At 32.9% G+C, this 14,851-nt stretch carries 7 protein-coding genes; 2 read left to right on the forward strand and 5 right to left on the reverse strand.

The window, feature by feature from the left end; all coding sequences use genetic code 11:
- Positions 1 to 383 precede the first annotated feature (383 nt).
- The 3 genes from BMZ09_RS07655 to htpG all read right to left on the reverse strand — a co-directional run bounded on the left by BMZ09_RS07655 (position 384) and on the right by htpG (position 8,646).
- Positions 384 to 3,836, reverse strand: a complete 3,453-nt coding sequence (locus BMZ09_RS07655; RefSeq protein WP_090839144.1) for a pyruvate carboxylase — start codon at positions 3,834 to 3,836, stop codon at positions 384 to 386.
- A 462-nt stretch (positions 3,837 to 4,298) separates the two neighbouring features.
- Entirely contained in the window at positions 4,299 to 6,521 is a 2,223-nt protein-coding gene (locus BMZ09_RS07660) for an ATP-binding response regulator (RefSeq protein ID WP_090839146.1), read from the reverse strand.
- A 208-nt stretch (positions 6,522 to 6,729) separates the two neighbouring features.
- Positions 6,730 to 8,646 carry a molecular chaperone HtpG gene (htpG, locus tag BMZ09_RS07665; RefSeq protein WP_090839148.1) on the reverse strand — a complete coding sequence of 639 codons (1,917 nt, stop codon included), beginning with the start codon at positions 8,644 to 8,646 and terminating at the stop codon, positions 6,730 to 6,732.
- Positions 8,647 to 8,891: 245 nt separating this feature from the next.
- Here htpG and BMZ09_RS07670 point away from each other — a divergent pair, with 245 nt between their 5' ends.
- Positions 8,892 to 9,902 carry a 3-oxoacyl-ACP synthase III family protein gene (locus BMZ09_RS07670; RefSeq protein ID WP_090839150.1) on the forward strand — a complete coding sequence of 337 codons (1,011 nt, stop codon included), beginning with the start codon at positions 8,892 to 8,894 and terminating at the stop codon, positions 9,900 to 9,902.
- Positions 9,903 to 10,323: 421 nt separating this feature from the next.
- Here BMZ09_RS07670 and BMZ09_RS07675 read toward each other — a convergent pair whose 3' ends face one another.
- The gene (locus tag BMZ09_RS07675; RefSeq protein ID WP_090839152.1) at positions 10,324 to 12,768 is read right to left on the reverse strand and encodes a TonB-dependent receptor; all 2,445 of its coding nucleotides are present in this window, start codon (positions 12,766 to 12,768) and stop codon (positions 10,324 to 10,326) included.
- Between the two features lie 104 nt (positions 12,769 to 12,872).
- Between BMZ09_RS07675 and BMZ09_RS07680 the strand changes: the two genes are divergently transcribed.
- On the forward strand, positions 12,873 to 13,235 hold the full coding sequence (locus BMZ09_RS07680; protein ID WP_090839154.1) for a CoA-binding protein: 363 nt from the start codon (positions 12,873 to 12,875) through the stop codon (positions 13,233 to 13,235).
- Here BMZ09_RS07680 and BMZ09_RS07685 read toward each other — a convergent pair.
- Positions 13,219 to 14,706, reverse strand: a complete 1,488-nt coding sequence (locus tag BMZ09_RS07685) for a sodium:solute symporter (RefSeq protein WP_090839155.1) — start codon at positions 14,704 to 14,706, stop codon at positions 13,219 to 13,221. The genes BMZ09_RS07680 and BMZ09_RS07685 overlap by 17 nt on opposite strands.
- Between the last annotated feature and the right edge of the window lie 145 nt (positions 14,707 to 14,851).

Raw genomic sequence — 14,851 nt, forward strand, 5'->3', positions numbered from 1 at the left:
AAATCTTACGTTTTCAATTGGGGCATCAGATTTGTTTTCAATAGTGAATTCAATCTCATTTCCTTTACCTGTTGATTTACAGGCGCTTAACGTTAGTATTATAATTCCTATTACTATTTTTTTTATTGTCTATTTTTGTTAGTCACAATCCTTAAATATCTTTTTTTATACTGTGTTTTCAAACTTATACGTTGTTATATCTCTCTGTGAGAAGTAAAGCGTTATAACATTTGCTTATTACAGCACTTATTTTTTAAAAAAAACTAAGTTACAAAAATGAAATACATGGTAGGTTTAGTTTGCTTTATTGGAACAAAAAAACCACCTAAATAGGTGGTTTTTTTATTTCCGCGAAAGCGGTATTTTAATATAGTAAAGCTGTATTATTCTATGGTAACAACTAGGTCATTTTGTTTTACCATTTTCCCTTCTTTTAGTGTTACTGATTTTATAGTACCCGATTTAAAGGCAACTACAGTGGTTTCCATTTTCATGGCTTCTATAATAAAAAGAGGATCGTTTTCTTTAACGTCTTGTCCTTTTTTAACTAAAACTTTGTATAAAGCGCCTTGTAATGGTGCACCAATTTGGTTTTCGTCAGTTGGGTCTACTTTTGTATTGGTTGTGATTTTTATGTTTAAGGAGGTGTCTAAAATGTCTACAAATCTATTTTCTCCGTTTACTTTAAAAAAGACGGTTCTCATACCTTCTTCGTTTGGTATACCAATGGATAGTAATTTAATGATGACTGTCTTTCCTGGTTCTAGCTCTATTAAAATTTCTTCACGAAGGGTCATACCATAAAAAAAGTTTTTTGTAGGTACTAATGCTAAGTTACCATAGGTCTTATAGTTTTCGTGCGCTTGTTCAAAGACTTTTGGATATAATGTGTAGGATAAAAAGTCTTCCATCTCAATTGCACGAGTAAAGCCTTTTTGGAATTTCTTTTTGAAGGCTTTGTATTCTAAATCAAAATCTATTGGTTCTAGATGTGCGTTTGGTCTGTTGGTATATGGTTTTCTGTTTTTAAGTATAATTTTTTGAAGCTTTTTAGGGAAACCTCCTTCGGGTTGACCTAAATCTCCAACAAAGAAACTTATCACAGAGTCTGGAAACGAAATCTCCTCACCACGTTCCATAACATCTTCTGTAGTTAGATTGTTGGTTACCATAAAAATAGCCATATCTCCGACCACTTTAGAGCTTGGTGTTACTTTAATTAAGTTACCAAATAGTGTATTAACCTCGGCATACATTTTTTTAACCTCATCAAAACGATCTGCTAATCCTAAAGCTGTGGCTTGAGGGCGTAGGTTACTGTATTGTCCACCTGGTATTTCATGTTCAAAGACCTCAGCGGTTCCTGCTTTTAGTCCTGATTCAAATGGATAATACAATTCGCGCGTGTCTTCCCAAAAGTTAGAAAACTGATTTAGTTTGGGCATATCAAAAGCGTGTGCTCTTGGTTGGCCTTTCATCATCTCTACAGTTGCATTAAAGTTTGGTTGCGATGTTAATCCAGATAAACCACTTAATGCAACATCAACCACATCAACGCCGGCTTCGATAGCTTTTAAATAGGTTGCTGTTTGTAATGATGATGTATCGTGTGTGTGTAAATGTATGGGTACGTTTACGGTATCTTTTAATGCGGCAACTAGCTCTGTGGCTGCGTAGGGTTTTAATAATCCTGCCATATCTTTTATAGCAATCATATGTGCCCCAGCATTTTCTAAATCTTTGGCTAGCTGTGTGTAGTATTTAAGATTGTATTTTGTTTGGCTTACATCCAATATATCTCCTGTATAACTTAATGCTGCTTCTGCGATTCCGCCTGTTTTGTTACGGACATAGTTTATACTTGGTTCCATTGCTTTTACCCAGTTTAGAGAGTCAAATATTCTGAAAATATCAACACCGTTTTCCCAAGATTTTTCAACAAATTTCTCGATTAAATTATCAGGATATGCTTTATAACCAACACCATTAGAGCCACGTAATAACATTTGGAATAATATGTTTGGTACTGCTTTACGCAATTCTCTTAAACGTGTCCAAGGACTTTCGTGTAAAAAACGTAAGCAAACATCAAAGGTGGCGCCTCCCCAAACTTCCATACTAAAAGTGTTTGGATGGTTTTTTGCAAAACTTTCGGCCACTTTTAGCATGTCATAACTACGCATTCTGGTTGCTAATAACGATTGATGCGCATCACGCATGGTGGTATCCGTAAAATGAATTTTTTTCTCGTCTTTTAACCATGCACAGAATTTTTCTGGACCTAACTCCGTTAATAAGTCCTTTGTCCCTTTTGGATACGGATCTGACAAACTAAATTTTGGCACTTTTGGGGTTCTGAATACTTTGTTTTCCTCAATGTTTTTGACATCAGAATTTCCGTTTACACTAACTTCTGCTAAAAACTGAACGACTTTTGATGTTCTGTCTTGTGGCAGTTTTATTTTGAATAGGGCAGGCGTATTTTGAATAAAATTTACAGTCACTTTACCATCCTTAAAAGTGGGATGCTGAATGACATTTTGTAAAAAATGAATGTTTGTTTTAACACCTCTAATTCTAAATTCTTTTAAAGCACGTACCATTTTACGTGTTGCACCATCTAGAGTTCTTCCGTGAGAGGATACTTTAACTAGCATAGAGTCAAAAAAGGGACTGACTTTATAACCTTGGTAAATACTTCCTGCGTCTAGACGGATTCCCATTCCGGAGGCACTACGGTAAGTTGTTACTGTACCGTAATCTGGTGTAAAGTTGTTTTGAGGGTCTTCTGTGGTTAATCTACATTGTAAAGCAAAGCCATAGGTTGCTAATGTGTCTTGTCCGTAAATTTTAATTTGATCGTCTGATAGTTTATAACCTCCAGCAATAAATATTTGTGTTTTTACAAGGTCAATTCCTGTTACCATTTCGGTAACCGTATGTTCTACTTGTATTCTTGGGTTGACTTCAATAAAGTAAATGTTGTCTTGTTGATCTACCAAGAACTCTACAGTTCCAATATTATTATAACTTACTTTGGTTGCTATGGCGACTGCGTATTTATAAAGGGCTTCTTTTACTTTAGTAGACACATTAAAAGATGGCGCAATTTCTACTACTTTTTGATGACGTCGTTGTACAGAACAATCTCTTTCAAATAAATGACGAATGTTACCATGTCTGTCTGCTACAATTTGTACTTCGATATGTTTTGGGTTTTCGACATACTTTTCTAAAAACATAGTGTCATCACCAAATGCATTTAAAGACTCATTACGTGCAGAGTCAAAGTTGGTTTCTAAATCTTCGGCAGATCTAATAATACGCATGCCTCGTCCACCACCACCAGAAGCTGCTTTTAGCATTAAAGGGTACCCAATGTTTTCTGCTTCTGAAATGGCAATCTTTAAAGAGTTTAATTCTTTTTTATTACTTTCTATAATAGGGACTTGACATTGTTCTGCTATTTTTTTAGCTGTAATTTTATCACCCAAAGCATCCATAACTTCTGGGTCTGGTCCAATAAAAATAATACCGTGTTTAGCGCATCGTCTTGCAAACTCTGAGTTTTCAGATAAAAAACCATAGCCTGGGTGTATTGCATCTACATTTTTAGATTTTGCTAAATCTATAATGCCATCCATATCTAAGTATGGTTTTAAAGGCTGATTATCGTCACCAATTTGATACGATTCATCCGCTTTGTTTCTATGTTGCGAGTAGCGATCTTCGTAGGTGTAAACTGCTACTGTAGCAATATTTAATTCCGTACAAGCACGTAATACTCTAATAGCAATCTCTCCTCTATTTGCAACAAGAATTTTTTTGATTTTCATTTTTAGTGTGTGTTAGTGTGTGTTGTGTGATACTATAGTTTTTTATAACGTCTGTACAAACCTTTAAAAACGACTGTTAAGCGCTGATTTTTAAAAGAGACATAAGTATAAAGGGGTGTGATTTAAAAGAACGTTTATCACTTTAAAAGTGTGTTTGTTACTGTTTAGACCATTTAAAGACAAATTGTGAGTCTGTTTTTTAGACCTATGGCTATAAGGTAATTTTTATTTTTTAAAAATACAATGCATGCATAGTATTTTTTGTTATTTCAATACAAACAGTATAAAATCGGGATTAATAACCTTTTTGATATAGGTGAAGGGGAGTAGTTGCGCTTTTTTTATCGCAATTTATATTGCATTAGTGCTCATCGTGTTTTATTAAAAAGAAGGCATGCAGTAGTAATACTATCTACCAAAGCAAATAGTACGGATTAATTTATAATTAACTTGATGTAGCGTTTAGTTGTAGTTTAAAACGTCCTCTTTGGCTATGGCTTGGTATAGTTTTTCAATCTCAATAGGTTTCCATAGGATGTCATTAAAAAGCTTAGCATGCTCTTTATTATTCTTGGTTGTCATAACATCCGCCGTAATGGCAAATATTGGCGTGTCTTTATTTAAGTTACTTTCGGTCCTGATTAATTTTGTTGCATCAATACCATTCATTTCTGGCATGTGTAAATCCATTAAAATAAAATCGTAAATTTTATTTTTAGCATATTCTACAGCTACTTTACCATTAACAGCATGCTCTGTTTTAATACCCCATTTAGACAACACTTTGGTAATAAGTGTGGCATTCATTACGGTGTCTTCGGCTAATAGAATAAGTTTATTTTTTAGCTGATTAAAAATTGGTTTAGGTTTAGCTACCATTGGTGCTATGCGTTCTAATTGGATTGTAAAGTAAAACTCAGAGCCTTTTTGTTCTTTACTATTTACTTTGATAACGCTGTCATGCAATTTAACTAGTTCTTTTACTATGGCTAATCCAAGACCTGTACCGCCTTGCTTTTTAGTCATAATAGGTTTTATTTGAGAAAAACTATCAAATATTTCTATCAAGTCTTTTTTAGGAATACCTTCTCCTGTATCTTTTATCTTAATTAAAAGCGTGTCATGCGTTGCGCTTTTTTCTTTCAATTTAATCTTAAAGGTCACTTTACCTTTTTCTGTAAACTTAATAGCATTACCAATCAGGTTACTAAGTATTTGTGTTAGTTTGGTTTGGTCTATTAGATAGTTTGTGGTGTCCGGAACATTGTTTTTTAAAACTAATTTTAAGCCTTTAGACTGTGCTAAATTTAGATGTAGATTTAAAATGTTTTTACATAACGTATCAAAATTAGTGTTTTCTACTTCTAGGTTTGTTTTTTTAGAGTCTAGTTTAGAAAAGTCTAAGACGTTATTTACTATGCTTATAAGGTTGTTAGAGGCAAACTGTAGACTTTCTATTAGCTTTTTGTTTTCTCCAAAAACTTGATCTTCAAGAATAGCTACAATGGTAGTCATGGCATGTAGCGGTGTTCTTATCTCATGACTCATTACAGATAAAAACTCTTGTTTTAGTTTTAATGCTTTTTGATCGTCCTCGTTTTTTTTCTCTATTATTTTTTGTTTCTCTTTTTGAAGTAAGGCTTCATGTTCTAACACGTTAGTTTTGTTAATCAAGCTATAGTTATCCATAACTTGTTGCGTCTGCGTATTCATGATTAATTCTTTCTCTGTAAGGTACAGTTCAAGATATTTAAAAGCACTTTCAATTTGATTAGCCTTTTTGTATATGATATATAGTTGATGGTATCCTTTTATTTTGGTAATGGTAATGTTGTATTTAATAGACAGATTTAACCCGGTTAAAACCGCTTGTTCTGCTTTGTCTAATTGGTCTTGTTTTAAATATAGTTTCCCTAATTTATTGTAAGCCATACAAGCGCCCATAATTTCGATAACCTTATTGTAGGTTGTGATAGCTGTTAAAAAATCGTTTTCAGCTTTTTCAAAATCACCTAGAGCAAAATATATTTTTCCGCGTCCATAAATAGCAAACCCATAACCTCTAGTGTCTCCAGATTCTTTTTTTAGTTTTATGGAATGCTCTATCATTTTTATGGCATAACTGGTCTTATTGTTTTTTAGTAATAAACCTGATAGATTATTATATACGTTAGATTCTAGATTTATGCAGTTTACTTTTCTGGCATTTTTTACAGCCTCTTTGTAAGATTTAAAAGCATTGGATTGATCTCCAATATACTCATAAGCTGTTCCGATAGCTTTACCAACTTTAGATTGGTTTTTAAAGTCATCATGTTTTTTATAAATACGAAAGGCTTCGATTAAACAAATTAAACCTTCGTGATAATTATCTGTTTTATAATGGACACTACCAATGGTGTATTTAGAGTCTGCAATACCTAATTGGTCATCAATAATTGTAAAGCAAGCAACTGCTTCTGTAGCGTGTTTGGTAGAGTTTGTGTAGTCGCTAATAATCATGTAATACAAACCAAGTTGGTTTAAACTACGTCCAATTAATTGTTGGTTATTGAGGTTTCGGCTTAATTGCAGGGCTTTTTTTGCTAAGACAATACTGTTGGGTAGGTCTAGAGATCGATTATTATAAGCATTATTTAGAAGCGTATTAATGGCTTCTGTTTGTGGTAGGCTTTGGTCAATCATTTAAAAAAAGTACTTGGTTGGGTAGGTAAACTTAATCAAAAATTTTGAAAGTTTTAGTGTATAACAGATTATGATACTGTTATTTATATTGAATAAAAAAAGCCACCTTAATTAGGTGGCTTTTAATTTCCGCGAAAGCGGTAGTGTTATATTTAAAGCGGTATGTTATTGATATGCTAATGGCATTACAAAAACAGCCTGCTTTATGTTACTTTAATAACTCGTAACTACGTTTGATAAAGTCTGATAATTCTTTTCCTTTTAAAAGACCTTGAGATAAACGTGCTAAGTCTAAACTTTGCGTTATTAAATGTGTTTGCTTGTCTTTAGCTTCTGTGCTTAAAATCTCGTTAACTAAGTCAGAGTTTGTATTAATCACAAGGTTGTACATTTCTGGCATGTTACCAAACATTTGCATTCCGCCGCCACCACCTGACGCTTGCATCTCTTTCATACGACGCATAAATTCTGGTTGTGTAATCATAAATGGCGTTGCGTTGCTATCCATAGCTTCTAATTGTACCATAAATTTATCAGACGGTATTACTTCTTTCAATAGCTCGTCTAACGCTTTTGTTTGCGTGTCGTCTAATTTAGAGATTGTTGTTTCGTCTTTAGCAATTAACTTATCAATAGCGTCCGCATCTACACGAGAAAAAGTAATGTTTTCTTTAGTAGATTCTAATTTTTGCATTAAATGCGAAATAATAGGACTATCTAACAATAACACATCATAACCTTTGTCTTTTGCAGCTTCAACATAACTGTGTTGTGCTTCTTGGTTACTTGTATAAAGGATAACTAACTTACCATCCTTATCAGTTTGTTTTGCTTTGATAGCGTTTAATAACTCTTCGTAAGTAAAGTATTTACCATCTACCGTTGGGTATAGTGCAAATGCATCTGCTTTATCAAAAAATTTGTCTTCAGATAACATTCCGTATTCAATAACAATCTTAATGTCATTCCATTTTGCTTCAAACTCTTCACGATTGGTGTTAAATAGCGACTTTAATTTGTCGGCTACTTTACGAGAAATGTAAGATGATATTTTTTTAACAGCACCATCTGCTTGTAAATAACTACGAGACACGTTTAATGGGATATCTGGACTGTCAATCACACCACGTAACATCGTTAAAAATTCTGGTACAATCCCTTCTACATTATCTGTAACGTACACTTGGTTTTGGTACAATTGGATTTTGTCCTTTTGCATTGCCATATCCTGTGTCATCTTAGGGAAGTATAAAATACCTGTAAGATTAAATGGATAGTCTACATTTAAATGAATATGGAATAATGGATCTTCGTGTTGTGCAGGGTATAACTCTCTGTAAAAGCTAGTGTAATCCTCATCCGTTAAATCTGCTGGTTGTTTAGTCCAAGCCGGAGTAGGATTGTTAATAATATTATCTACAGTAATTTTTTTCTGAGGCTCAGTCGTTTCTTTACCTTCAGCATCTTTTGTAGTTGCTGGTGTATGCTCAGGGTCGTTTACTTCTTTAGTTCCAAATTTAATTGGCACCGGCATAAACTTGTTATACTTATAAAGTAAGCTACTAATACGTGCTTCTTCTAAAAACTCAAGAGAGTCTTCTGCAATGTGTAAAATAATCTCAGTTCCTCTGTCTGTTTTATCTGCATCTTCTAAAGTAAACTCAGGAGAACCATCACATGTCCAATGTGCAGCTGTTGTACCTTCTTTATGAGATTTAGTAATAATTTCTACTTTCTCTGCAACCATAAAAGCTGAGTAAAAACCTAAACCAAAGTGTCCGATAATTCCAGAATCTTTAGCACTGTCTTTATACTTATCTAAAAACTCTTCAGCTCCAGAAAATGCCACTTGATTGATATACTTTTCAACCTCGTCCGCAGTCATACCTAAACCTTGATCGATAATATGAAGTTTTTTACCTTCCTTATCAATTTTAACCTCGATTACTGGGTTTCCGTATTCGGCTTTTGATTCGCCAATAGTCGTTAAATGCTTTAATTTTAATGTTGCATCTGTACCATTACTAATAAGCTCACGTAAAAATATTTCGTGATCACTATACAAGAACTTTTTAATTAATGGGAAAATGTTTTCTACTGAAACATTAATACTTCCTTTTGCCATGATATTATTTATTTTTTTAATTCCGCTTAAAGCGAAAACTTATATTAATTTCTTAATCTTTAACAGTCAACAAAAATGCCAATTGCTAAAATGTGACAAGATGACACTTGTAAATAACCGAAACTATTATGCATGCATAACGAATAAGAAATAATTGTGAAATCATTATTTTTGAAAGCATTAAATTGCGATACTATTTTTTTTTAATGGAAAAAGGGAAGTAGACATAATAAAAATATAACTTAATGTACAATTCAAAAATTATTGGTTTAGGTAAATATGTACCTGACAACGTTGTCACAAATGCGGATTTATCCAAAATGATGGATACTAATGATGAGTGGATTACAGAACGTACTGGAATAAAAGAAAGACGTTGGGTAAAAGAAGGCTCTGGAGATACAACAGCAACAATGGGAGTGAAAGCTGCCAAACAAGCAATAGAACGTGCAGGTATAGATAAGGATGATATTGATTTTATCATTTTTGCAACCCTAAGTCCTGATATGTATTTTCCTGGTCCAGGGGTGCAAGTACAACATGCTTTAGATATTAAAACCGTAGGGGCTTTAGATGTGCGTAACCAATGTTCTGGTTTTGTATATGCTTTATCTGTTGCAGATAATTTTATAAAAACTGGTATGTATAAAAACATACTAGTTATTGGTAGTGAGTTACACTCTCAAGGGTTAGATAAGACTACAAGAGGACGTGGTGTGACTGTAATTTTTGGTGATGGAGCAGGAGCTGCAATATTAACAAGAGAAGAGGATAATAGTAAAGGGATCTTATCTACGCATTTACATAGTCAAGGAGAGCATGCTGAAGAGCTAGTTTTAGTGGCGCCAGGAATGGGTAAACGTTGGGTAAGTGATATACTTGCAGATAACGATCCGGATGACGTTAGTTACTTCCCGCATATGAATGGTCAATTTGTATTTAAAAATGCAGTAGTCCGTTTTAGCGAAGTAATTATGGAAGGTCTAGCTAAAAATAATATGGATAAAGAGGCTATTGATATGTTAATACCACATCAAGCTAATTTACGTATCGCACAGTTTATCCAGAAGAAATTTGGATTAAGTGATGATCAAGTATTTAATAACATTATGAAGTACGGTAACACAACAGCTGCTTCTATACCAATAGCATTAACTGAAGCTTGGGAACAAGGTAAGGTTAAAGAAGGGGATAATGTTGTATTAGCTGCGTTTGGTAGTGGATTTACTTGGGGTAGTGTTATTATTAAATGGTAACTAAAGACCTGTGTGTTTAGTAACTCTTATCATATAATTGATAGTGTCTTTGATACTATCAAGAAAAAAAAAGCCAGAAACAAAATTTTGTTTCTGGCTTTTTAACTAACTAACTACTTAAACTTAACTATATAAATCTTTTTCTTGTTTTTTGTTGTGAAGACTAATTCAAATAAAAATAATAAAACTGATTTACTGTCTTGTTATAGTTAAGACGCATAAAAGAGAAATTTATTACGCTGACTATTAGTATTTAACGTGGTTTTAACACGGAAGGGGTCGATAACAAAAAATGATGTTAAAAAAACAAAACCCCAAAACTGATCAGGCTTTGGGGTTTTTATCTAGCAACTAACTTAAACACTAACCATTAACTGTTTGTTAGCTACTAAATAACCTCTAGATGGTATTGTTTATACTATTACATAAATCCACCACCGGATTTAGTATCATCGTCTCTTTGTTTTCTTGATTTAGCTCTGTATTTTCCGCCACCAAAACGGTACGATAAACGTCCAGAAATTTGTTGGCTTTCCCAGTTAAATCGACCTTGTTGTAAATAAGGAGTTTGGCCTTCAAACTGCGCGTACATGGTGTCAAAAATATCATTATAGCTTAAGCTAAAACTGGCTTTACCTTCTAAGAAGCTATAACGCATCCCTAGGTTTACCATTAACATATCTTCCATTTCAAATTGTATGTTTTTGTTTTTTCCGCTGTACATACCAAAAGCAGATAAACTTAAGGCTTTAGTGACTTTAAAATTATTAAAGGCTCTTACATTCCAAACGATATTGTCAACTTTAACTGTGTTTAAAACAATGTTTTGGTTGGTATCAAAAGATTCGGCAACACTTTTTTGTGTTTGAGAAAATAAATCAAAACTACCATTAATACTCCACCATTTTGTAGGTCTATAGTTTGAAGATAATTCTATACCATAGGCAGAAGAGTTATCAAAATTTAAGTTTGTAAAAAATAGTCTGTTAACATCTGATCTGTCAATTAGGATGGCTTGTTGTATTTCGTCTTCAATAATTCTATAAAACACACCTGCGGTAATACTACCGTTTTCTAACTGTCTTGTGTAATTGGTTTCAATGGAGTTTGTAAACTGTGGACGTAATTCTTGATTCCCAAATTGAGAGATTAAAGGCGTACTCCATTCTGGTAAAGGATTAACTTGTCCAATACCTGGACGGTCCACACGTCTACTATAATTTAATTGAAACGAATTTTTATCTGAAGGTGTGTACGTTAAAAACGCTGAAGGATATAGTTTAAAGTAATCATTATCAAATGGGATTGTCGTCTCTTCGTTTGAAGCTAAATCTTTTTTGAAAGCCTCAGAATCTACAGCAACAGTCTCAGCACGTAATCCAACTTGATAGCTCCATTTATCTAATGTTTTACCATAAGTAGCGTAGGCAGAATAAATATCTCTTGTATAATCAAAAGTAGTGGTTGTCGGAATGTAAACTCCAGATTGATTAGTTTCTCTTGCGTCAGATTGGTAAAAAATAGTAGTGTTAAACAAGCGGGCTTGTAAACCAAATTCTAATTTAGTAGTTTCTGATATAGGATTACTATAATCTAAATTTATTGTAGAGCTTGCTCTGTCTGTATCTGTGTTTTCTAAAAAGTTTGGACGTTGAGAGCTAAAAAAGTTGTTTCTAGAATCTGATAAACCATCATATGTATTGTGATCAACCTCTAACTCTAAACTATGTCCATCGTCATTAAAGTCGTGCTTGTAGTTAAAATTGTATTGTTCAGAATCGTTTCCGTTATCATTTCTAGTAAACTGAGATTCATTTAAAGAAGCATTCGCTAAATAATTGATTTCAGAATCAACATTAACCCAACCGTCAAAAATATTTTGATTTGTAAATACAGAAATAGTATTTCTATCATCCAAATAATAATCTAAACCGACTTTAAATAAATGGGATTTGTTGTTATTTAGAATTTCAAATTTTTGCTGAATATCTTGTTCAACTCTATTAATCTCTCCAAAATTGAAGTTTTTGGTGACACTATTATTGTAAGAACCATATAAATTGAATTTTCCGTTACGGTAATTAGCATCAATCGAGCTATTAAATTTAGCTTCGATGTCATGCGATAGCCCAATATTTATATTTCCGTTAAATCCAATTTTTGTGTTTTTATGTAGTACAATATTAATAATACCACTCATTCCTTCAGGGTTATATTTAGCAGACGGATTAGTAATTAATTCGATGCTTTTAATAGAAGATGATGGGATTTGTTTTAGTAATTGTTCCGCAGGAATGTTTGATAATTTACCATCTACCATAACTCTTACATTTTGGTTACCACGTAAACTAATAGATCCTGTTTGTTGATCAACACTTACAGATGGTAAGTTGTTCATAATTTCGCTAGCAGTTGCCCCAGCAGTTTGTAAGTCTTTACCAATAGTAATTACTTTTCTGTCTACTTTTTGTTGTATTGTTGAGGTTTCTGCAACAATAGTCACCTCGTCTAGGCTAGTTGCTGCCTCTTCTAAATTAATAGTTCCTAAGTCTATAACTTTATTATCTTTAGTAATAACAATGGTTTTAGTCTGTGGTAAAAAACCTAAATACTCAATAGTAATTAAATTAGTGCCTTCTGGGATTTGTGTCACTCTAAATTGTCCTTCATCATTTGTAATACCACCAGTTATTAATTTATTGTTGGTGTCTTTTACAATGACGTTAACATAAGGTAAGGGTTGGTTAAGTGATACGTCTAATACATTACCAGTAACGGTTCCGATTTTGGGTAAAGCATTTGTTTTGTCTTGGGCCTGGATACTAAAGGTTAGCAATAGTAAGGCAATGGTGATTAGTTTTTTCATTGTTTGATTGATTATTTGATTGATGTATTTTACTTCTATTATAAAGACGCCTTAATTTGTAAACTGTTACTGTATATTTATATTATTTTTAAATTTTAACATTTATGAGCAAAAAAACGTTAGTCCTTGGGGCATCACTAAAATTAGATAGATATAGTAATATTGCAATACGCAAATTGGTTAAGTATGGCCATGAAACGGTTGCTTTCGGGATGAAAGCAGGAGAAGTCGTTGGTGTTACTATTGATAAAGAATTACAACAATATCAAGATTTAGATACTGTTACACTATATTTAAATCCAACACGACAAAAAGAGTATTACAATTATATTGTAGGTTTAGATCCAAAGCGCGTGATTTTTAATCCAGGTACAGAAAACCCTGAATTGTACGTGCTTTTAAAAGAAAATAATATTGACTTTGAAGTCGCTTGTACTTTAGTATTGTTGTCTACAAATCAGTATTAGGTTTCGCTTTCGCGGAAATTAAAAGCAATCCTATAAATGTTATTAAACCATTTAAAGGAAGAATTTCCCAATGGAAAGCATACTTCCCAATAAAGCTATCAGGAAAGTTTGCAGGAAGCTCTGTAATAAAATAAGTGATTATTATAGACGCTAATCCTACAATCCAAGCAAAGTTGTCTTTAATAGAGCGCTTAGTTAGTATTCCAAATGCAAACAAACCTAATAAAGGACCATAAGTAAAGGTAGCAAACTTAAATAGGTTACCGACAACGCTACCTTCTAGTTCATTAAAAATAACCACAATCACTATTAGTAATAAAGATACACCAATATGTACTTTTTTACGTAGTGGTTTTTGTTGTGCTAACGGTAATTTTTCAATATTTAAAAAATCAATAGAAAAAGATGTTGTTAAAGATGTTAATGCACTATCAGCGCTACTGTAAGCTGCAGCAATTAGCCCTATTAAAAAGGTGATTTGTAGCCCAAGACCCAATCCTTGGTTCATAGCTATTTCTGGGAATAATAGGTCTGTTCTTACTTTGCCATCTACAACAGGGATAGAAACCCCAAATTGTTCAGAATATATAAATAATAAAGCCCCTAAGGATAAAAATATTACATTAACAAATACTAATAAAATAGACATGCTAAACATGTTTTTCTTAGCATCGCTAGGATTTTTACAGGTTAAGTTTTTTTGCATCATATCTTGGTCCAAACCAGTCATAGCAATCGTTATAAATATACCTCCAATAAAGTATTTCCAGAAATAGATTTTACTGTTTACATCATCAAAAAAGAATAGCTGACTTTTAGCCTTAAAACTGTCCTTGTTAAATATCTCGGTTACGGACCAACCTAATTTATTTACAATTAAAAATATAGCAACAATAACAGATGTTAGCATGGCTAAAGTCTGCAGTGTATCTGTCCATACAATGGTTTTAATACCGCCACGTTTAGTATATAACCATATTAACGCAATAGATATGACTACGGTTAACCAAAACGGAACACCCAAAGCTTCAAACACAATATATTGCATGGCTAATGCTACTAAAAACAGTCTAAAAGCTGCTCCGGTAACTCTAGATAATAAAAAGAAAAACGCACCAGTCTTATAACTAACCGTTCCAAAGCGTTGCTCTAAGTATTGGTAAATAGAGGTGACGTTTAATTTATAATACAAAGGTAAAAGCACAAGAAGCACGACTAAATAACCAACAAAAAAACCAAATACACCTTGCATATAGGCAAATTGTTGTCCCTCAATCAAACCAGGAACCGATATAAAGGTCACACCAGAAAGTGAGGCACCAATCATTCCAAACGCAACAACATACCAAGGCGATTGCTTTTTTCCTTTAAAAAACACATCGTTAGAGTCGTCTTTTCCTGTAAAATATGAGATTAAAATTAGCACACCAAAGTAGGCTGCTATTAATAAAAGGATTTGTATCGAAGTCATAAAAATTGGATATAATGGCCAAAATACAAAATTAGTATTTAGATAAAAGTTATTTGACAATAAACAGAAAATTATAACCGATTTTAGTTAAAAATGTACTGAAGGTTGTTTTGTTTTTTAAGTTAAAACATATAGATTTTATTAA

This window comes from Olleya namhaensis, from assembly GCF_900114005.1.
In the GTDB taxonomy this organism is placed as follows: domain Bacteria; phylum Bacteroidota; class Bacteroidia; order Flavobacteriales; family Flavobacteriaceae; genus Olleya; species Olleya namhaensis.

Coding starts and splice junctions, on each gene's coding strand:
- BMZ09_RS07655 (WP_090839144.1), bottom strand. CDS start 3,836: ATGAAAATCAAAAAAATTCTTGTTGCAAATAGAGGAGAGATTGCTATT.
- BMZ09_RS07660 (WP_090839146.1), bottom strand. CDS start 6,521: ATGATTGACCAAAGCCTACCACAAACAGAAGCCATTAATACGCTTCTA.
- htpG (WP_090839148.1), bottom strand. CDS start 8,646: ATGGCAAAAGGAAGTATTAATGTTTCAGTAGAAAACATTTTCCCATTA.
- BMZ09_RS07670 (WP_090839150.1), top strand. CDS start 8,892: ATGTACAATTCAAAAATTATTGGTTTAGGTAAATATGTACCTGACAAC.
- BMZ09_RS07675 (WP_090839152.1), bottom strand. CDS start 12,768: ATGAAAAAACTAATCACCATTGCCTTACTATTGCTAACCTTTAGTATC.
- BMZ09_RS07680 (WP_090839154.1), top strand. CDS start 12,873: ATGAGCAAAAAAACGTTAGTCCTTGGGGCATCACTAAAATTAGATAGA.
- BMZ09_RS07685 (WP_090839155.1), bottom strand. CDS start 14,706: ATGACTTCGATACAAATCCTTTTATTAATAGCAGCCTACTTTGGTGTG.